Source organism: Mycobacterium paraintracellulare, from assembly GCF_000276825.1.
Lineage (GTDB): Bacteria > Actinomycetota > Actinomycetes > Mycobacteriales > Mycobacteriaceae > Mycobacterium > Mycobacterium intracellulare.
Genome location: NC_016948.1, coordinates 1,054,426 through 1,073,888 on the forward strand (window position 1 = coordinate 1,054,426; position 19,463 = coordinate 1,073,888).

Here is a 19,463-nt window from a genome sequence, read left to right on the forward strand (position 1 = left end):
GCTACCCGCAGTCGCGCGCCATCAGGTCGGCGACGGTCTCGCGGCGAACCAGTTCGCGGGCCCGGCCATCCTTGACGGCCACCAGCGACGGCCTGCCGACCATGTTGTAGTTGGACGCCATGCTGTGGTGGTAGGCGCCGGTGCACGCCACGGCCAGCAGGTCGCCGGGGCGCAGATCCGCCGGCAACTCGATGTCGCGGGCGATCTCGTCGCCCGATTCACAGTGCCGGCCGGCCACGGTGACGGTCTGCTTGAGCCCCAGCGGATGCCGGTTGGCCAGCGCGACGGCGTACTGCGCGCCGTACAGCGCCACCCGCGGGTTATCGCTCATGCCGCCGTCGACGGCGACGAAGGTGCGACCGCCGAATTGCGTCTTCACCGAGCGCACCCGATACAGGGTCACGCCGGCGCGGCCGCTGATGGCCCGGCCCGGTTCCACCACGATCTGCGGGCGGGGGAACTGCTCGGCGGCGCAGGCCTCGTCGAGGGCGTCCTCGATCGCCGCGGCCAGCTCGTCGAGATCCAGCTCGCGGTCGCCGGGAACGTACGGGATCGCATGTCCGCCACCGATGTTCAGCTCGGTGAGGATGACGCCGTGCCGGGCCCGGATGTCGGCCATCGCGGCGATCATCCGCCGAATGGCCTCGCCGTACAGGGCGGCGTCGCTGACCTGCGAGCCGATGTGGCAGTGCAGGCCGACCAGGTCGAGGATGGGGTGCGCCAGCACGCGGGCCACCGCGTCGGCGGCGTGGTCGCCGGCGAGCGTGAAGCCGAACTTCTGGTCGCTGACGCCGGTGGTGACGGCGCGGTGCCCGTGGATGTCGATGTCGGGCGTCACCCGGATGAGCACCCGCTGGCGCCGCCGCGCCAGGCCGGCGAGGTAGGCGATCTCCATGCAGGAGTCCACCACGATGCGCCCCACCCCGGCGCGCACGGCGTCGCGCAGCTCGTCGGGCGATTTCGCGTTGCCGTGCATGACGAGGCGGGCCGGGTCCACGCCGCCGGTCAGGGCCGTGGCCAGTTCACCGGCCGAGCAGACGTCGACGCCCAGGCCCTCGTCGCGGGCCCAGCCTGCCACCGCGGTGCTCAGCAGCGACTTGCCGGCGTAGACGACCTCGACCCCGCGCAGGGTCCGGCGATAGCGGCGGGCGCGATGCCGGAAGTCGGCTTCGTCGATCACGTAGGCCGGGGTGTTGAACTCGTCGGCGATATCGGCCAACGCCACACCGCCGACGCACAGCCTGCCCTCCTCGTCGGGATGGGCGGTGAGGGGCCAGATCGCCGGGTCGAAGCGCGGCGGAGCCGCGTGGCCGAGCGACGGCAGAATGTCCAGCAATGTCATGAATCCAACGTGCGCCCGCGGGCGCACGCGTAGAGCTTTCTTGACGATCCCTTGACGACGCCGAGCCCAATATTGACGCGGATCGGCGTGTCCGGCGGTCCCCCGCCCGGCGACGGCGAGCGCCGCGTCGGCGGGAGGAAGGAGCCGGGCAAGCCGCCCTAGAATGGAATTCATCATGACCGCACCGGGGGCTGCTCGCCCAGAAACCCCGATCGCGGGGCTCGTTGAATTGGCGCTCACCGCGCCGACCTTCCAGCAGCTGATCGACAGCGCGGCCGCGTCGCCGGCCGAATTGCACCTGGTGGGTCCAGCCAGCGCACGGTTGTTTGTGGCCAGCGCGCTGGCGCGGTTGGGTCCTTTGCTGGTAGTCACCGCGACCGGGCGCGAAGCCGACGACCTGACCGCTGAACTGCGCGGCGTCTTCGGCGATGCCGTCGCGGTCTTCCCGTCCTGGGAGACGCTGCCGCACGAGCGGCTCTCGCCCGGCGTCGACACCGTCGGCGCCCGCCTGACCGTGCTGCGGCGCCTGGCCCACCCCGACGACGCGCGGCTGGGCCCTCCCCTTCAGGTCGTGGTCACCGCGGCCCGCTCGCTGCTGCAGCCGATGACACCGCAGCTCGGCCTGATCGAGCCGGTCACATTGAGCGTCGGTGCGGAAGTCGAATTCGAGGGCGTGATCGCCCGGCTGGTCGAACTGGCCTACACCCGGGTCGACATGGTGGGCCGGCGCGGCGAGTTCGCCGTGCGCGGCGGCATTCTCGACGTCTTCCCGCCGACCGCCGAGCACCCGGTGCGCATCGAGTTCTGGGGTGACGAGGTCAGCGAGATGCGGATGTTCTCCGTCGCCGATCAGCGGTCGATCCCGGAGATCGAGGTCGACACCCTGATCGCGGTGCCCTGCCGCGAGCTGCTGCTCACGGAGGAGGTGCGGCAACGGGCCGCCGAGCTGTCCGCGCGGCACCCCGCGACCGAGCCCGCCATCACCGGCAGCGTCACCGACATGCTGGCCAAGCTCGCCGAGGGCATCGCGGTGGACGGCATGGAGGCGCTGCTGCCGGTGCTTCGGCCGGGCGAACACGTGCTGCTCACCGACCAGCTGGCGCAGGGCACGCCGATATTGCTGTGCGACCCGGAGAAGATCCGGACCCGCGCCGCCGACCTGATCAAGACCGGTAGCGAATTCCTCGAGGCCTCGTGGTCGGCGGCGGCCATGGGCACGGACGCCCCCGTCGACGTCGCGCAATTCGGCGGGTCCGGGTTCGCCGAGCTGGATGACGTGCGGGCCGCGGCCGCCAATGGCGGGCATCCGTGGTGGACGTTGAGCCAGTTGTCCGACGAGTCGGCCGTCGAGCTGGACATCCGGGCGGCGCCCTCGGCGCGCGGCCATCAGCACGACATCGACGGCATCTTCGCGATGCTGCGCGCGCACGTCACCACCGGCGGCTACGCCGTCGTCGTCGCCCCCGGCGCCGGCACCGCGCACCGCGTGGTGGAACGGCTCGCCGAATGCGACACCCCGGCCGCCATGCTGGAATCCGGGGCCGCAGGCCAAGTTCGACCTAAAAAGGGGATAGTCGGCGTGCTCAAGGGCCCGCTGCACGACGGCGTCATCATCCCCGGCGCCACGCTGGTGGTGATCACCGAGACCGACCTCACGGGCAGCCGGGTCGCCGCCGTCGAGGGCAAGCGGCTGGCGGCCAAGCGGCGCAACACCGTTGACCCGTTGGCGCTGACCGCCGGTGATCTCGTCGTGCACGATCAGCACGGCATCGGCCGGTTCGTGGAGATGGTCGAGCGCACCGTCGGCGGCGCCCGGCGCGAGTATTTGGTGCTGGAGTACGCGTCCAGCAAGAACCGTGGTGGCGCGGCCAAAAATACAGACAAGCTTTATGTCCCAATGGATTCGCTGGATCAGCTGTCGCGGTACGTCGGCGGGCAGGCGCCGGCGCTGAGCAAGCTCGGCGGCAGCGACTGGGCGAACACCAAGACCAAGGCGCGCCGCGCGGTGCGCGAGATCGCCGGCGAGCTGGTGTCCCTGTACGCCAAGCGACAGGCCAGCCCCGGGCACGCGTTCGGCCCGGACACCCCGTGGCAGGCCGAGATGGAAGACGCGTTCGGGTACACCGAGACCGTCGACCAGCTGACCGCGATCACCGAGGTCAAGGGGGACATGGAAAAGCCGATCCCGATGGACCGGGTGATCTGCGGCGATGTGGGCTACGGCAAGACCGAGATCGCGGTGCGGGCGGCGTTCAAGGCGGTCCAGGACGGCAAGCAGGTGGCCGTGCTGGTGCCCACCACGCTGCTGGCCGACCAGCACCTGCAGACCTTCACCGACCGGATGACCGGGTTCCCGGTGACCGTCAAGGGCCTGTCCCGGTTCACCGACCCCGCGGAGTCCAAGGCCGTGATCGAGGGCCTGGCCGACGGGTCGGTGGACGTGGTGATCGGCACGCACCGGCTGTTGCAGACGGGGGTGCGCTGGAAGGACCTCGGCCTCGTCGTCGTCGACGAGGAGCAGCGGTTCGGCGTCGAGCACAAGGAGCACATCAAGTCGCTGCGCACCCACGTCGACGTGCTGACCATGAGCGCCACCCCGATCCCGCGCACGCTGGAGATGAGCCTGGCCGGGATCCGCGAGATGTCGACGATCCTGACCCCGCCCGAGGAGCGCTACCCGGTGCTGACCTACGTCGGCCCGCACGACGACAAGCAGGTCGCGGCCGCCTTGCGCCGCGAGCTGCTGCGCGACGGGCAGGTCTTCTACGTGCACAACCGGGTCAGCTCCATCGACCGGACGGCGGCGAAGATCCGGGAGCTGGTGCCCGAGGCGCGGGTGGTCGTCGCGCACGGGCAGATGCCCGAAGAACGGCTGGAACGCACGGTGCAGGGGTTCTGGAACCGCGAATACGACATCCTGGTGTGCACCACGATCGTGGAGACCGGGCTGGACATCTCCAACGCCAACACGCTGATCGTCGAGCGCGCCGACACCTTCGGCCTCTCGCAGCTGCACCAGCTGCGCGGCCGGGTCGGCCGCAGCCGGGAGCGCGGCTACGCCTACTTCCTGTATCCGCCGCATGCGCCGCTGACCGAGACCGCCTACGACCGGCTGGCCACCATCGCGCAGAACAACGAGCTCGGCGCGGGCATGGCGGTCGCGATGAAGGACCTCGAGATCCGCGGCGCCGGAAACGTGTTGGGCGTCGAGCAGTCCGGGCACGTCGCCGGCGTCGGCTTCGACCTGTACGTCCGCCTGGTGGGCGAGGCCGTGGAGGCCTACCGCGCGGCCGCCGACGGCCACACCGTCACGACGGCCGAGGAGCCGAAGGACGTGCGCATCGACCTGCCGGTCGATGCGCACCTGCCGCCGGACTACATCGCCAGCGACCGGCTGCGGCTCGAGGCGTACCGCCGGCTGGCCGCGGCGGCCTCCGACGGCGAGATCGACGCGGTCGTGGAGGAACTCGTCGACCGCTACGGCGCGCTGCCCGAGCCGGCCCTGCGGCTGGTGGCGGTGGCCCGGCTGCGGCTGCTGTGCCGCGCCGCGGGCATCACCGAGGTGTCGGCGCCCTCGGCGGCCACCGTGCGGCTCTCGCCGATGACGCTGCCGGATTCGGCGCAGGTGCGGCTCAAGCGGATGTATCCGGCGGCGGGCTACCGCGCCACGACCTCCACCGTGCAGGTTCCCATCCCGCGCGCCGGCGGCGTCGGCGCGCCGCGGCTGCGCGATGTCGAGCTGGTGCAGATGGTGGCCAACCTGGTGACGGCATTGCAGGGCAAGGCGCAGACGGATATTGGTATAACGAGTTCACCTGCGGCGATGACGAGTGAGGGGCGCTAAATGATCCGCGCCGGCGACGATGCAGAGCGCAGCGATGAGGAGGAGCGGCGCCAATGATCGTCGTGTTGTTCGACCCCCGCCGCCCTTCGCTGGTCCCCATCGAAGCCATCGAGCATCTCGCCGGTGAGGTGCAGTACACCGAGGAGATGCCCGTCGCGGTGCCCTGGTCGTTGTCGGCGGCGCGTCCGGTGCACTCCGGTGCGGACGCGCCGGTGCTGCTGTCGTCCGACCCCGACCACCCGGCCGTGACCGCCCGCCTGGCGGCCGGGGCCCGGCTGATCTCGGCGCCCGAGACGCCGCGCGGCGAACGGCTGGTCGACGCCGTGGCCATGATGGACAAACTGCGCACCGCCGGGCCGTGGGAGAGTGAGCAAACCCACGATTCGCTGCGCAGGTTTTTGTTGGAGGAAACCTACGAGCTGCTGGACGCGGTGGGCAGCGGCAACGCCGACCAGCTGCGCGACGAACTCGGCGACGTGCTGCTGCAAGTCCTCTTCCACGCCCGCATCGCCGAGGAGGCGCCGCAGTCCGCCTTCACCATCGATGACGTCGCCGCAGCCCTGATGCGCAAGCTGGGCAACCGGGTCCCGGGAGTGCTTGCCGGGCAATCGATTTCGCTCGAAGAGCAGTTGGCCCAGTGGGAAGAGCGCAAGGCGTCCGAAAAGCCGCGCAAGTCGGTGATGGACGACGTGCACACGGGGCAGCCCGCGCTTGCGCTCGCCCAGAAGGTGATTCAGCGCGCCGGCAAAGCCGGTGTGCCCGCCGACCTGATCCCCGACGAAATTACCTCGATCCGCGTGTCGGCCGATGTCGATGCCGAAAGCGCTCTGCGCACAGCGGTTCTGGACTTCGTCGACACGGTTCGCGGTGCGGAACGGGCGATCGCCACGGCGCGCCGCGGGGGAGACGTCCCCGACGAGTTCGACGTGGCCCCGCTCGGTGAAGTCTCCGAACAGGAGTGGCGCGAGCACTGGCCGACGGGTGACTCGGCCCCCAAGGGGGCCGCCACCGACGCCGTTGCCGACGAGGCCTGAGCGCGCGACGACGCCTCGCAGGCGGGCGCGCCACGGTTATTTCCCGCCCGCCGTCACCGGAGAGAGCGGTCGCCGCGGTGTTTGCCGGATTTGTCCTCGGCGCGTCGGTAATATCGCGGATGAGGTTGCGAATCCCCGTGGTCAGCGTTGGTCTGACCGCGCTAGCCAAGGCGGCCAGCAGCTAATCGGTAATTAGCTGAACCCGGCACGACGCCGGTGCGCCGAGGCCCGACGCGACCGAGCGGTCCCCGAACGCATGGGACGATGGTGTGGCGGAAGTTGGTGCAGGCGAGTTTAGGGGAGCTCAGGAAAGCATGGTGTCGCCGAGGCGTTGGATGCGCGCGGCCGCCGTGATCGGCGCGACCGCGATCGTTCTGGCCTCCAGTTGCACGTGGCAACTCAGCCTGTTCATCCCCGACGGCGTGCCGCCCCCCGCGGGTGACCCGGTGCCGCCGGTGGACACGCACGCCAGCGGTCGGCCCGCGGAACAGTTGCGCGACTGGGCCCAACCACGGTCGGCGGCCTTGGAGATCCCGCTGATCGCGCTCGAGGCCTATGCGTACGCGGCCCGGGTCGCCGAAGTCGAGAACCCGAAGTGCCACATCGCCTGGACCACGCTGGCGGGCATCGGACAGGTCGAGAGCCACCACGGCACCTACCGCGGCGCCACGCTGGCCCCCAACGGGGATGTCAGCCCGCCGATCCGCGGCGTCCGACTCGACGGCAGCGGCGGGACGCTGCGCATCGTCGACACCGACGAGGACCTCACCGACGGCGACGGCGTGACGCGTGCCATGGGGCCGATGCAGTTCATCCCCGAGACGTGGCGGCTCTATGGTGTCGACGCTCACAACGACGGCCGCGTCAGCCCCGACAACATCGACGACGCCGCGCTCGCCGCGGCGGGCTACCTGTGTTGGCGCGGAAAGGATCTCGCGACGCCGCGGGGATGGATCACCGCGCTGCGGGCCTACAACAATTCCGGGGTCTACGCGCGGGCGGTCCGGGATTGGGCGACCGCTTACGCGAAAGGTCACCCGCTATAGCAGGATGTATCGCTGACCCAGGCCTTACGCGAACAAGGAGAACCCCAGTGCCGATTATCGAGCAGGTCGGGGCCCGCGAGATCCTCGATTCCCGCGGCAACCCGACAGTCGAGGTCGAGATTGCCCTGATCGACGGGACCTTTGCCCGCGCGGCGGTGCCGTCGGGCGCGTCGACGGGCGAGCACGAGGCCGTCGAGTTGCGCGACGGTGGCGAGCGCTATGCCGGCAAGGGTGTGCAGAAGGCCGTGCAGGCGGTGCTGGACGAGATCGGCCCGGCGGTGATCGGCCTCAACGCCGACGATCAGCGGCTGGTCGACCAGGCGCTGCTGGACCTGGACGGCACGCCCGACAAGTCGAGGCTGGGCGGCAACGCGATCCTGGGTGTGTCGCTGGCCGTGGCCAAGGCGGCCGCCGATTCCGCCGAGTTGCCGCTTTTCCGCTACCTCGGCGGCCCGAACGCGCACATCCTGCCGGTGCCGATGATGAACATTCTCAACGGCGGCGCGCACGCCGACACCGCCGTCGACATCCAGGAGTTCATGGTGGCGCCGATCGGTGCGCCCAGCTTCGCCGAGGCGCTGCGCTGGGGCGCCGAGGTGTATCACTCGCTGAAATCGGTGCTCAAGAAGCAGGGCTTGAGCACGGGCCTGGGCGACGAGGGCGGCTTCGCCCCCGACGTGGCGGGCACCACGGCCGCCCTGGACCTGATCAGCCGGGCCATCGACTCGGCCGGCTTCAAACTCGGCGCCGACGTGGCGCTGGCCCTCGACGCGGCGGCCACCGAGTTCTTCACCGACGGGGCGGGTTACAAATTCGAGGGCAGCACCCGCACCGCGGAGCAGATGACCGAGTTCTACGCCGGGCTGCTCGGGTCTTATCCGCTGGTGTCCATCGAAGACCCACTGTCGGAAGACGATTGGGATGGCTGGGTAGCCCTGACCGCGGCCATCGGTGACCGGCTGCAGATCGTCGGCGACGACATCTTCGTCACCAATCCCGAACGCCTGGAAGAGGGTATCGACAAGGGTGTGGCAAACGCGTTGCTGGTCAAGGTGAATCAGATCGGCACGCTGACCGAGACGCTCGACGCCGTCGCGCTGGCCCATCACAGCGGCTACCGCACGATGATGAGCCATCGCAGCGGCGAGACCGAGGACACCACGATCGCCGACCTGGCGGTGGCGGTCGGCAGCGGGCAGATCAAGACCGGTGCGCCCGCCCGCAGCGAGCGCGTCGCCAAATACAACCAGCTGCTGCGGATCGAGGAGGCGCTCGGCGATGCCGCCCGCTACGCCGGCGATCTCGCCTTCCCGCGGTATACGCCGCCGGAGGCCAAATAGCTTGCCCGGCAAGCCGGATCCGAAGCGGCGTTCCCCGGCATCGCGCCCGGGGAAGGCCGGCGCTTCGGTTCGGCGCCCTCGGTCGGCCAAGCCGTCGTCGAAGCCGTCCGCGCGGACATCGCCCACGGCGAACCACGGCGGCCGCAACGCCACGCAGCAAGAGCATGTCGTCGAACCCATCGCCCGGCAGGCCGCCGAATCGGTTGAGCAGCGCTCCGAGCAACGGCTCGGGTTCACCGCGCGGCGCGCGGCGGTGCTGGCCGCGGTGATCTGCGTGCTGACGCTGACGATCGCCGGACCGGTGCGCACCTATTTCGCGCAGCGCACCGAGATGAATCAGCTGGCCGCCAGCGAGGCGGCGCTGCGCCGTCAGATCGCGGATTTGGAGCAGCGAAAGACCAAACTCGGTGACCCGGCCTACATTGCGGCGCAGGCCCGCGAGCGGCTCGGCTTCGTGAAGCCCGGCGACATCCCGTTCCAGGTTCAGCTTCCCCCGTCGGCGGCCGAGCCGACCCAGCCGGGGTCCCCGTCGGCGAAACCGGTCAACAACGACCCGTGGTACACGTCGCTGTGGCACACCATCGCCGACGCCCCGCACCTGCCGCCGGCCGCGCCGCCTCCCGCGCCGCCGCCCGCCGAAGCCCCGGCCCCGCCGGCCGAACCGGGTCCGTCCGCGCCGAATCCCCCCGGTCCCGGTGGTTGATCGTGCCGACCTGGACGCGGTGGCCCGCCAGCTCGGGCGGGAACCGCGCGGGGTGCTCGAAATCGCCTACCGGTGTCCCAACGGCGAACCCGGCGTGGTGAAGACCGCGCCGAAATTGCCTGACGGAACGCCGTTTCCGACGCTGTACTACCTGACACATCCGGCGCTGACGGCGGCGGCGAGCAGGCTCGAGACGACGGGATTGATGCGCGAGATGACCGAGCGACTGGGCCGCGACGCCGACCTGGCGGCCGCGTACCGGCGCGCGCACGAGTCCTATCTGGCAGAGCGTGACGCGATCGAATCGTTGGGGACGACGTTCACCGGCGGCGGGATGCCCGACCGGGTCAAGTGCTTGCACGTGCTGATCGCGCATTCGCTGGCCAAGGGGCCGGGCGTGAATCCGTTCGGCGACGAGGCGCTGGCGATCCTGGCCGGCGAGCCCGCGATGGCGGGCATTTTGGTGGAGGGCCAATGGTGAACGGCAGGCTCGCGGGAATCGACTGCGGTACCAACTCAATTCGCTTGTTGATCGCCGATGTTGTAGGGCCGGGGCGGCTGCGTGACGTGCATCGGGAGACGCGGATCGTGCGGCTCGGCCAGGGTGTCGACGCGACCGGCGAGTTCGCGGCCGAGGCCATAGCCCGCACCTGGGCGGCGTTAGCGGACTACGCCGCGCTGCTGAAAGCGCATGGGGTGGAGCGGGTGCGGATGGTGGCGACCTCGGCGGCCCGCGATGTCGCCAACCGCGACGACTTCTTCGCGATGACGGCCGACGTGTTGGGCGCGGTGCTGCCCGGTGCGGTGGCCGAGGTGATCAGCGGCGCCGAGGAGGCCGAGCTGTCGTTCCGCGGCGCGGTCGGCGAATTGGACGGTGGGGCCGGACGTTTCGTCGTCGTCGACCTCGGTGGGGGCTCCACCGAAATCGTCGTGGGGGGCGAGGCGGTGGCGGCCAGCTACTCGGCCGACATCGGCTGCGTCCGGCTGACCGAGCGTTGCCTGCATTCGGACCCGCCGACGCCCGCGGAAGTGGCCGCAGCCCGGCAGGTGGTGCGCGAGCGGCTCGAGGTCGCGCTGGGCGTGGTGCCCGTCGAGGGCGCGCGGACGTGGGTCGGATTGGCCGGGACGATGACCACGCTGTCCGCGCTGGCGCACGACTTGCCGGCGTATGACTCTGCGGCCATTCATCTTTCACGCGTCGCCGGTGCGGATCTGTTGGCGGTGTGTGAACGGCTGATCGGGATGACGCGCGCCGAGCGCGCGGCGCTGCCGCCGATGCACGCGGGGCGGGCCGACGTGATCGGCGGTGGTGCGATCGTGGTGGAGGAGTTGGCCCGCGAGTTGCGCGCCCGTGCGGGCATCGAGGAGTTGACGGTGAGCGAGCACGACATTTTGGACGGCATCGTGCTGTCGATCGCCGAATAGGCCGGGTTTAGTCACACCCGCCACATGCGCCCCTCCGGAGGAGGACATGTCAATTGCCCACCTCCGAGCGACAACTTCGGCGGTGTCGTACCCCTGTGCGACCGTCCGGGAATGAACCATGCACTCAAAGGCATCGAGCTGCGTTACGTGCTCACGATGCAGCTGGCCGTTCACGGGCCGGCAACCATCGCCGAACTGATCGAAGCCTTGAACTGGCACCGCTTCTCGGTGCGCGGCAGGCCGTCGAAGGCGATTTCGGACGCGCTGCGATGGGAGATCGGTCGTGGGCGGGTACGGCGACTAGGGCGAGGAAGGTACGGCCCCGGCTACCTGCCGCGCAGCACCGAGCATCGAATCCATCAGCGCGTGCTGGCGTTGCGCGAGGCCGCGGGTTGTCGCTCGGAGGTGGGCAATTGACATGTCCTCCTCCGGAGGGACGCGTGTGGCGGATGGGACTATGTCGGTGGGCGCGGGCGTCATACCTCGAAGCGATAGCCCATGCCCGACTCGGTCAGCAGGTGTTTGGGGTTCGACGGGTCGTCTTCGAGCTTGCGGCGCAGCTGCGCGAGATACACACGCAGGTAATGGGTTTCGGTGGCATAGGCCGGGCCCCACACCTCCTTGAGTAGCTCCTCGCGGCCGACCAACTTGCCGCGATTGCGGACGAGGACCTCGAGCATTCCCCACTCGGTGGGGGTGAGATGGACCTCGCCGCCGTTCTTGCTGACCTTCTTGGCGGCCAAATCGACGGTGAACGATTCTGTTTCGATCACCGGCTGCTCGACTTCGGATGCTGCGGTGTTGCGGCGGACCGCCGCGCGCAGCCGGGCCAGGAACTCGTCCATCCCAAAGGGTTTGGTGACGTAATCGTCGGCGCCGGCGTCCAGCGCCTCCACTTTGTCCGACGAGTCGGTGCGCGCGGACAACACGATCACCGGTGCGGTGAGCCATCCGCGCAGACCCGCCAGGACGTCGATCCCGGAGATGTCGGGCAGGCCGAGGTCGAGGATCACCACGTCGGGCTTGTGCTCGGCGGCGGCGCGCAGCGCGCCCGCGCCGCTCGACGCGGTGACCACCTCATAGCCCCGCACGGACAGGTTGATGCGCAGCGCGCGCAGTATCTGCGGCTCGTCGTCGATCACCAATACGCGCGTCATGTGCGCCGCTCCTCCTCATCGCTGCGCTCTGCATCGTCGCCGGCGCGGGTCATGTGCGCCGCTCCTCCTCATCGCTGCGCTCTGCATCGTCGCCGGCGCGCGTCATGTGCGCCGGTCCTCTATCGATTGCGGCGCAGCCATTTCCACGATCACGGTCAGCCCGCCTCCCGGAGTGTCGGTGGCCGTTATGGTCCCGCCCATCGCCTCGACGAAGCCCCGCGCCACCGACATCCCCAGACCGACGCCGGTGGTGTTGTCGTGATCGCCCAGCCGCTGAAACGCTTCGAAGATCTGCTCCTCGGCCCCGTGGGGTATTCCGGGCCCCTCGTCGATGACGTTGATCAGCACCCGATCGCCCACTCGCCCGGCGTTGACCCGGACCAGGCAGTGGGGCGCGTAGCGCAGCGCGTTGTCGATCAGGTTGGCCAGCACGCGCTCCAGCAGCCCGGCGTCGGCCATCACCATGGCGTCGCCCACGTCCACCTTGACGCGGTCGATGGCGGACCGGAAATAGCCGGTGGCGCCCTTGCCGATGCTGACCAGCGCGCGTTGCACGGTTTCCTCGAGGTACACCCGGCTCAGGTCGGGGTGGATCACCCCGGCGGCCAGCCGCGAGGAATCGAGCAGGTTGCCGACCAGCGCGGTGAGTTGGTCGATGGACTCCTCGATCGTCGCCAGCAACTCCGCGGTGTCGGTGGCGGAGAAGGCGACGTCCTCGGCGCGCAGGCTGGATACCGCGACCTTGGCCGCCGCCAGCGGCGTGCGCAGGTCATGGCTGACCGCGGACAGCAGCGAGCGCCGCAGTTCGTCGGCCCGCACGACCGCCTCGGTTCGGCTGGCCTCCTCGGCGAGTTCCCGCTGCCTGATCAAACCGGCCGCCTGCCTGGCCACCGCGCTGAGCACCCGCCGGTCCCGCGCCGAGAGCTTTCGGCCCGCCAGCAGCATCCAGAATTCGTCGTCACCGACCTCGATCGCGGTGTCCGCGGAATCGACGGTGACGCAGGGATCCCTGCCCACGCAGGCGACGACGTCGCTCGTGGTGCCGCCGCCGCGCGCTTCCTCGCCGGCCCCGCGCAACATCGCGACCGCGCGCTGGGCGTACGTCTCACGCACCCGTTCGAGCAGCGTTTCGAGGTCGGCGCCGCGCAGCACCGAACCCGCGAACAGGGTCAGCAGCTCGGCCTCCTGCGACGCGCGGCGGGCTTCCCGGGTGCGTTTGGCCGCGAAATCGACCAGCACCGCCACCGCGACCGCGATCAGCAGCAGCACCAATTCGGTGATGGCGCTGTTGGGTTCGGCGATGGTGAAGCTGTGCCGCGGGGCAATCAAAAAGTAGTTCAGCAGCAGCCCGGACAGCATCGCCGAAAGCGCCGCGGGCGCAACGCCTCCGAACAACCCGACCAGCAGCACCCCCACAAAGAACAAGGCGCTCTCGCCGCCGGTGTCCAGGTAGGGATCCAGCGCCGTGACGGTGATCGCGCAGATGATCGACGGCACGATGAGCGCCGCCAGCCACGACGTCACCCGCCGTTCGCGCGGCGCGAGCGAGGCCGTGCGAAATCCGCGCTTGGCCTCCTCGTGGGTGACCAGATGCACGTCGATCTTGCCGGACAGCTCGACGATCCTCGGGCCGATACCCTCCTCGAACAGGCGCGCCCAGCGCGACCGCCGCGAGGTGCCGATCACCAGCTGCGTGGCGTTCATCTCGCGCGCGAACTCGAGTAGGGCCGTGGGCACGTCGTCGCCGACGACGGTGTGCAGCGAAGCGTCCAGGCTGGTCGCCAGCTCGCGGATCTTGGCCATCCGGGATTCCGACAGGCCGGCCAGGCCGTCGCCGCGGACGACGTGGACCACCATGAGCTCGGCGGTCGACTTCGACGCGATGCGGGACGCCCGTCGCACCAACGTCTCGGATTCGGGTCCACCGGTGACCGCGACGACAACCCGCTCGCGCGCCTCCCACATGTCGGTGATCTTGTTCTCGGCCCGGTATTTTGCCAGGGCCGTATCGACCTGGTCGGCGAGCCACAGCAGCGCCAGTTCCCTTAGCGCGGTGAGGTTTCCGCGACGGAAGTAGTTCGACAGCGCCGCATCGATGCGATCGGGAGCGTAGACATTGCCATGGGACAACCTGCGCCGCAACGCCTCTGGCGTGATATCGATGAGTTCGACCTGCGCGGCCTGCCGCACGATCAGGTCCGGGACGGTCTCCTTCTGCTCGATCCCGGTGATCTGGGCGACGACGTCGTTGAGGCTTTCCAGGTGCTGCACGTTGACCGTGGAGATCACCGTGATCCCGGCGTCGAGCAACTCCTCGACGTCCTGCCATCGCTTGGGGTTCTTGCTGCCCGGCGCGTTGGTGTGCGCGAGTTCGTCGACGAGGACGACCTGCGGGCGGCGCGCCAGCACGGCCGGCACGTCGAGCTCGGGGAAGCGGCCGCCGCGATACTCGATATAGCGCGGCGGAATGATCTCGATGCCCTCAAGCAGCTCAGCGGTTTTCGCACGCCCATGGGTTTCCACCACGCCCGCCACCAGATCGGTGCCACGCTCCAGCCGCCGATGCGCCTCACCCAGCATCGAATACGTCTTACCCACGCCCGGAGCGGCACCGAGGTAGATGCGTAGCTCCCCCCGCCTGGGTTGGCGGCCGTGGAGGTTGACGTCACTCACGCCAACCATCATCCCCCTTGGCGCTAACTCGTGACGGGATACCGGTGGTCGAGTTGCAGGTTGAGTTGCAGCACATCGACGCACGGCTCACCGAAAAACCCCAGCGCGCGGCCGCTCCGGTACTGCGCCACCACCGCACGGATCTGATCCGGGCTGACACTGCGGGCGTGGGCGACCCGTGCCACTTGGATGTCGGCGTAGGCCGTCGAGATGTTCGGATCGAGGCCGCTGCCGCTGGCGGTGACCGCGTCGGCCGGCACGGCCGGGCTGGCGGGCGCGGCGCCGCGGACGGGCACGGTCTGTCCGATCGAGTAGTCCTCTGCGGTTTGGGCGCATTCGACACGCACCCCCTGGTAGAGGGTGAGGAACGGCGCCGGCGTCGAGCCGCACGGCTCGTTGACGCTGATAACCCGGGTCGGGTGGACGACGTTTCCACGCGCGTCGCGCGGGCCTATCACCGACAGCACCGCGCCCACACCCCCGCCGGTGCAGAACGGCCGCGACCCGTCGACACCTTCCAGCCTGCCCACCGCGGCACTGCGCGCACACACCTGCGTCAGCAGGCTCGGCTTGCCGGGCGCGTCGACGATGCTTTCCGGCCCCAGGTTGCTGCCGCCCGACGAGGTCGGGTCGTAGCCGGCGCCGGCCGCCGAGGGTCGGCTCTGGAAGTATTGCGGCAACGGGTTGCCGCCGGAGTCGGTGAAGGACTGGCCGATCAACCTGCTGCCCACCGGCTTGCCGTCCGCGGTGAGGATCGACCCCTCGGCATGCTCCCGCAATCCCGGAAGCTGCGCGACGGCCCAGACGAATAGGGGATAGGCCAGACCGGTGATCGCGGTCAGCACCAGCAGCGCACGCAGTGCCGCCCAGTGCAGGCGGACGAAATTCGTCATATCAGGACATCCCCGGGATGAATTGGACGATCAGGTCGATCGCCTTGATTCCGGCGAACGGGGCGACGATGCCGCCCAGACCGTAGACATACAGGTTGCGGCTCAACAGTTTTGACGCGCTGCTCGGCGTGTACCGCACACCGCGCAGCGAGAGCGGGATCAGCAACACGATGACGATCGCGTTGAAGACCACCGCGGACAGGATCGCCGATTGCGGGCTGTGCAGCCGCATCACGTTGATCAGGTCCAGGCCGGGGAACAGCGCGACGAACATCGCCGGGATGATCGCGAAGTACTTCGCGATATCGTTGGCGATCGAAAAGGTCGTCAGCGCCCCGCGGGTGATCAGCAGCTGCTTGCCGATCTCCACGATCTCGATGAGCTTGGTGGGATCGGAGTCGAGGTCGACCATGTTGCCGGCCTCTTTGGCGGCCGACGTGCCGGTGTTCATCGCCACACCCACGTCGGCCTGCGCCAAGGCGGGCGCGTCGTTGGTGCCGTCGCCGGTCATCGCCACCAGTTTGCCGCCGGCCTGCTCGCGCTTGATCAACGCGAGCTTGTCCTCCGGGGTGGCCTCGGCCAGGAAGTCGTCGACCCCGGCCTCGTCGGCAATCGCCTTGGCGGTCAACGGGTTATCGCCGGTGATCATCACCGTCCGGATGCCCATCCGGCGCATCTCGTCGAACCGATCCCGCATGCCCTGCTTGACGACGTCTTTGAGGTGGATGACACCGAGCACCCTCGCGTGCCCATCGACGCTTTCCCCGACGACCAGCGGCGTGCCGCCACCGGCGGAGACGCCGTCGACGATCTCGCCGAGCTGCGCGGGGACGTTGCCCCCTTGGCCGCGCACCCATTCCGCGACCGAGCTGGCCGCGCCCTTGCGCAGCAGGTGCGCGTCGAGGTCGACGCCCGACATCCGCGTGGTGGCCGAGAAGGCTACCCAGTGGGCCTGTGACAGCTCGCCCGGTGTGCGGGCACGCAATCCGAAGTGCTCCTTGGCGAACACGACAACCGAACGGCCCTCGGGTGTTTCGTCGGCGAGGCTGGACAATTGCGCGGCGTCGGCCAATTGTTCGGGCGACACCCCGTCGAGAGGGATGAAGGCGGCGGCCTGCCGGTTGCCCAGCGTGATGGTGCCCGTCTTGTCCAGCAGCAGGGTGTTGACGTCGCCGGCGGCCTCCACCGCCCGCCCGGACATGGCGAGCACGTTGCGCTGCACCAGCCGGTCCATGCCGGCGATGCCGATGGCCGACAGCAGCGCGCCGATGGTGGTCGGGATCAGGCACACCAGCAGCGACACCATCACGATGCCGGTCACGCCGCCGGCGTCCAGCGCCTGGCTATCCGGGACGCCGGGGTTGTTCGCCTTGGAGTAGATGGCCAGCGGCTGCAAGGTCACGACGGCGAAGACGAAGATGATCGTCAACGCGGCCAGCAGGATGTTCAGCGCGATCTCGTTCGGGGTCTTCTGCCGGTTGGCGCCCTCGACGAGCGCGATCATCCGGTCGATGAAGCTCTCGCCGGGCTTCTGGGTGATCTTGACGACGATCCGGTCGCTCAGCACGGTGGTGCCGCCGGTGACCGCCGATCGGTCGCCGCCGGACTCCCGGATCACCGGCGCCGACTCGCCCGTGATGGCCGATTCGTCCACGGAGGCAATGCCTTCCACCACGTCACCGTCGCCGGGGATCGCCTGGCCGGCCTCGACCACGACGATGTCGCCCTGTCGCAGTTGCGCCGCGGCGACCGCTTCCTCAACCGCAGCGGCCCCCGGTACCCAGTCCTTGAGCCGCCGGGCGACGGTTTGCGTTTTGGCTCGGCGCAGCGTTTCGGCCTGGGCCTTGCCCCGGCCCTCGGCAACCGCTTCGGCGAGATTGGCGAACAGCACGGTCAGCCACAACCAGATCACGGCCAGCCAGGCGAACCAGCTCGGCGCGGCGACCGCCAGGACGGTGCTCCAGGCGGCGCCGATTTCGACGATGAACATCACCGGGTTGCGCCACAGGGTGCGGGGATTGAGTTTGCGCAGCGCGTCCGGGGTCGAGCGCCACAGCGTCCTCGGGTCGAGCAGGCCACCCTGCACCCGTTTTCTGCTGGTGGACGCCGCCGGTCGCGTCTGCTCGGCCGGCTGGATCGCGGTGGCGGTCATCAGTGAATCCCTTCGGCGAGCGGCCCGAGCGCGAGCATGGGCAAGAACGTCAGGGCAACGACGATCAACGTGACGCCCGCAACCATGCCCACGAACTGCGGCCGGTGCGTGGGCAAGGTGCCCGCCGAGGCCGGTGTGCTGCCTTGGCGGGCCAACGATCCGGCCAGCGCCAGCACGAGCACGATGGGCAGGAACCGGCCGAAGGCCATGGCCAGGCCGAGAGCGGTGTTGTACCAGTCGGTGTTGGCGCCCAGCCCGGCGAAGGCCGACCCGTTGTTGTTGGCCGCCGAGGTGAACGCGTAGAGGATCTCGGAGAGTCCGTGCGGTCCGCTGTTGAGCATGCCGGCGCGTTGGCCGGGCAACGCCATCGCGATCGCGGTGCCGGTCAGCACGATCAGCGGAGTGACCAGGAAATAGCTTGCGGCGAGCTTGATCTCGCGCGGGGTGATCTTCTTGCCGAGGTATTCGGGGGTCCGTCCGACCATCAGGCCGGCGACGAACACGGTGATCACCGCCAGCACCAGGATGCCGTACAGGCCGGAGCCGGTGCCGCCGGGCGCGACCTCACCCAGCTGCATGTTGAACATCGTGATCATGCCGCCCAGGCTGGTCAGCGAGTCGTGCGCGGAATCGACCGCGCCGGTGGACGTGAGCGTCGTCGCGGCGGCGAACACCCCCGAGTCGGCGACGCCGAAGCGCTGCTCGACCCCCTCCGTGGCCGCGCCGACGGCCGTCGGCACCGTGCCGTGGTGCTGCGTCTGGAACCACAGCATGAAGGTGGTGCTGATCATGTACAGCGTCGCCATCACGGCCGCAATCGCGAAGCCCTGCTTGGTGTTACCCACCATGCGCCCGAACGTGCGGGGCAGTGAGAACCCGATCACCAGGATGAGGAAGATCTCCAGCCAGTTGGTCCAGCCGGTCGGATTCTCAAACGGGTGCGCGGAATTCGCGTTGTAGAAGCCGCCGCCGTTGGTGCCGAGTTCCTTGATGACCTCCTGGCTGGCCACCGGCCCGCCGGTGATCGTCTGCTGGGCGCCGCCGACGGTGGTGACCACCTGGTCGTGCAGGTGGAAGTTCTGGATCGCCCCACCGGCGATCAGCAGGATCGCGCTGACGATGGCGACGGGCAACAGGATCCGCAGCGTCCCGCGCACCAGGTCGACCCAGAAGTTGCCGAGCTCGCCGGTGCGGGTGCGGGCGAACCCGCGCACCAGCGCCACGGCCACCGCCATCCCGACGGCCGCGGACACGAAGTTCTGCACCGCCAGGCCGCCCATCTGCACGAGATGTCCCTGTGTCGTCTCGCCGGAGTAGGCCTGCCAGTTGGTGTTGGTGACAAAGCTGACCGCGGTGTTCCACGCCAGCGAGGGCGTCAGCCTGGTGGCCGGGTCATGCAGGTGGAGCGGCAACTTGCCCTGGACGAGTTGGAAGACGAACAAGAACAGAATGCTGATCGACGAGAACGCCAGCACGCTTCGGGCATAGGCCCCCCAGGTCTGTTCCGAGCGCGCGTCGACGCCGATCAGCCGATAGATCATCCGCTCGACAGACGAATCCTTCTCCGCGGCGTATACGCGAAACATGTAGTCCCCGAAGGGCACGTGGACAACCGCCACCGCCGCGACGAGGACAACGAGGAAAACGATCCCGGCCGTTGTCGTGCTCACTCAGAACCTCTCGGGGAACAGCAGGGCGCTACCCACGTAGAGCGCAACGAGGACGGAAAGCACCAAACCGACCGTGTTTTGGTAGTTCATAGCCGCTCGACCAGCTGCTGAGCGATGCCGAGTGCGGCGAACACCGCCACGGTCAGCACGACGTACACCGCCACGCCCATCTCGTCTCCGTTCC

General features: G+C 69.3%; 16 protein-coding genes and 1 pseudogene. 8 read left to right on the forward strand and 9 right to left on the reverse strand.

The features are described 5' to 3' along the window. Position 1: 1 nt before the first annotated feature. Complete coding sequence (gene lysA, locus OCQ_RS05215; protein ID WP_014383958.1) at positions 2-1,342, reverse strand: diaminopimelate decarboxylase; 1,341 nt, start codon at positions 1,340-1,342, stop codon at positions 2-4. 175 nt (positions 1,343-1,517) lie between these two features. Here lysA and mfd point away from each other — a divergent pair, with 175 nt between their 5' ends. The 8 genes from mfd (at position 1,518) to OCQ_RS05255 (ending at position 11,151) form a co-directional block, all read left to right on the forward strand. Next, positions 1,518-5,186 carry a transcription-repair coupling factor gene (gene mfd / locus OCQ_RS05220; RefSeq protein ID WP_162130195.1) on the forward strand — a complete coding sequence of 1,223 codons (3,669 nt, stop codon included), beginning with the start codon at positions 1,518-1,520 and terminating at the stop codon, positions 5,184-5,186. 53 nt (positions 5,187-5,239) lie between these two features. Beyond that, on the forward strand, positions 5,240-6,220 hold the full coding sequence (locus OCQ_RS05225) for a nucleoside triphosphate pyrophosphohydrolase (protein WP_014379338.1): 981 nt from the start codon (positions 5,240-5,242) through the stop codon (positions 6,218-6,220). 317 nt (positions 6,221-6,537) lie between these two features. Further along, positions 6,538-7,266 carry a lytic transglycosylase domain-containing protein gene (locus OCQ_RS05230; RefSeq protein ID WP_008254220.1) on the forward strand — a complete coding sequence of 243 codons (729 nt, stop codon included), beginning with the start codon at positions 6,538-6,540 and terminating at the stop codon, positions 7,264-7,266. Positions 7,267-7,313: 47 nt separating this feature from the next. Beyond that, positions 7,314-8,606, forward strand: a complete 1,293-nt coding sequence (gene eno / locus OCQ_RS05235; protein ID WP_014383960.1) for a phosphopyruvate hydratase — start codon at positions 7,314-7,316, stop codon at positions 8,604-8,606. 1 nt (position 8,607) lies between these two features. Further along, positions 8,608-9,309 (forward strand): FtsB family cell division protein, encoded by a 702-nt coding sequence (locus OCQ_RS05240; RefSeq protein WP_014383961.1) that lies wholly within the window; start codon positions 8,608-8,610, stop codon positions 9,307-9,309. Then, positions 9,302-9,790 carry a DUF501 domain-containing protein gene (locus OCQ_RS05245; protein WP_009954138.1) on the forward strand — a complete coding sequence of 163 codons (489 nt, stop codon included), beginning with the start codon at positions 9,302-9,304 and terminating at the stop codon, positions 9,788-9,790. Before OCQ_RS05240 ends, OCQ_RS05245 begins: the two co-directional genes overlap by 8 nt. Then, positions 9,784-10,734, forward strand: coding sequence for a Ppx/GppA phosphatase family protein (locus OCQ_RS05250; protein WP_041784817.1), 951 nt, complete (start codon positions 9,784-9,786; stop codon positions 10,732-10,734). The genes OCQ_RS05245 and OCQ_RS05250 overlap by 7 nt, the downstream gene beginning before the upstream one ends. A 111-nt stretch (positions 10,735-10,845) precedes the next feature. After that, entirely contained in the window at positions 10,846-11,151 is a 306-nt protein-coding gene (locus OCQ_RS05255) for a hypothetical protein (RefSeq protein ID WP_009954136.1), read from the forward strand. Between the two features lie 59 nt (positions 11,152-11,210). Here the strand turns inward: OCQ_RS05255 and OCQ_RS05260 are convergent, their stop codons facing one another. The 8 genes and pseudogenes from OCQ_RS05260 to OCQ_RS25605 form a co-directional block, all read right to left on the reverse strand. Continuing rightward, positions 11,211-11,891: a response regulator gene (locus OCQ_RS05260; RefSeq protein ID WP_009954135.1), complete on the reverse strand. Its 681-nt coding sequence runs from the start codon at positions 11,889-11,891 to the stop codon at positions 11,211-11,213. Positions 11,892-11,904: 13 nt separating this feature from the next. Continuing rightward, positions 11,905-11,978 (reverse strand): annotated as a pseudogene (locus tag OCQ_RS27305) (hypothetical protein); the annotation flags it as partial. Between the two features lie 15 nt (positions 11,979-11,993). After that, positions 11,994-14,576, reverse strand: coding sequence for a sensor histidine kinase (locus OCQ_RS05265; RefSeq protein WP_041784818.1), 2,583 nt, complete (start codon positions 14,574-14,576; stop codon positions 11,994-11,996). A gap of 11 nt (positions 14,577-14,587) precedes the next feature. Next, positions 14,588-15,457: a potassium-transporting ATPase subunit C gene (locus tag OCQ_RS05270; RefSeq protein WP_014383964.1), complete on the reverse strand. Its 870-nt coding sequence runs from the start codon at positions 15,455-15,457 to the stop codon at positions 14,588-14,590. A gap of 1 nt (position 15,458) precedes the next feature. After that, complete coding sequence (kdpB, locus tag OCQ_RS05275) at positions 15,459-17,609, reverse strand: potassium-transporting ATPase subunit KdpB (RefSeq protein ID WP_014383965.1); 2,151 nt, start codon at positions 17,607-17,609, stop codon at positions 15,459-15,461. After that, a complete protein-coding gene (gene kdpA / locus OCQ_RS05280; protein WP_014383966.1) occupies positions 17,609-19,279 on the reverse strand; it encodes a potassium-transporting ATPase subunit KdpA in 1,671 nt (556 codons plus the stop codon). The genes kdpB and kdpA overlap by 1 nt, the downstream gene beginning before the upstream one ends. After that, positions 19,280-19,369, reverse strand: coding sequence for a potassium-transporting ATPase subunit F (locus OCQ_RS27310; RefSeq protein WP_051019700.1), 90 nt, complete (start codon positions 19,367-19,369; stop codon positions 19,280-19,282). Continuing rightward, positions 19,366-19,449, reverse strand: a complete 84-nt coding sequence (locus OCQ_RS25605) for a hypothetical protein (RefSeq protein WP_051019702.1) — start codon at positions 19,447-19,449, stop codon at positions 19,366-19,368. The genes OCQ_RS27310 and OCQ_RS25605 overlap by 4 nt, the downstream gene beginning before the upstream one ends. Positions 19,450-19,463: the final 14 nt, after the last annotated feature.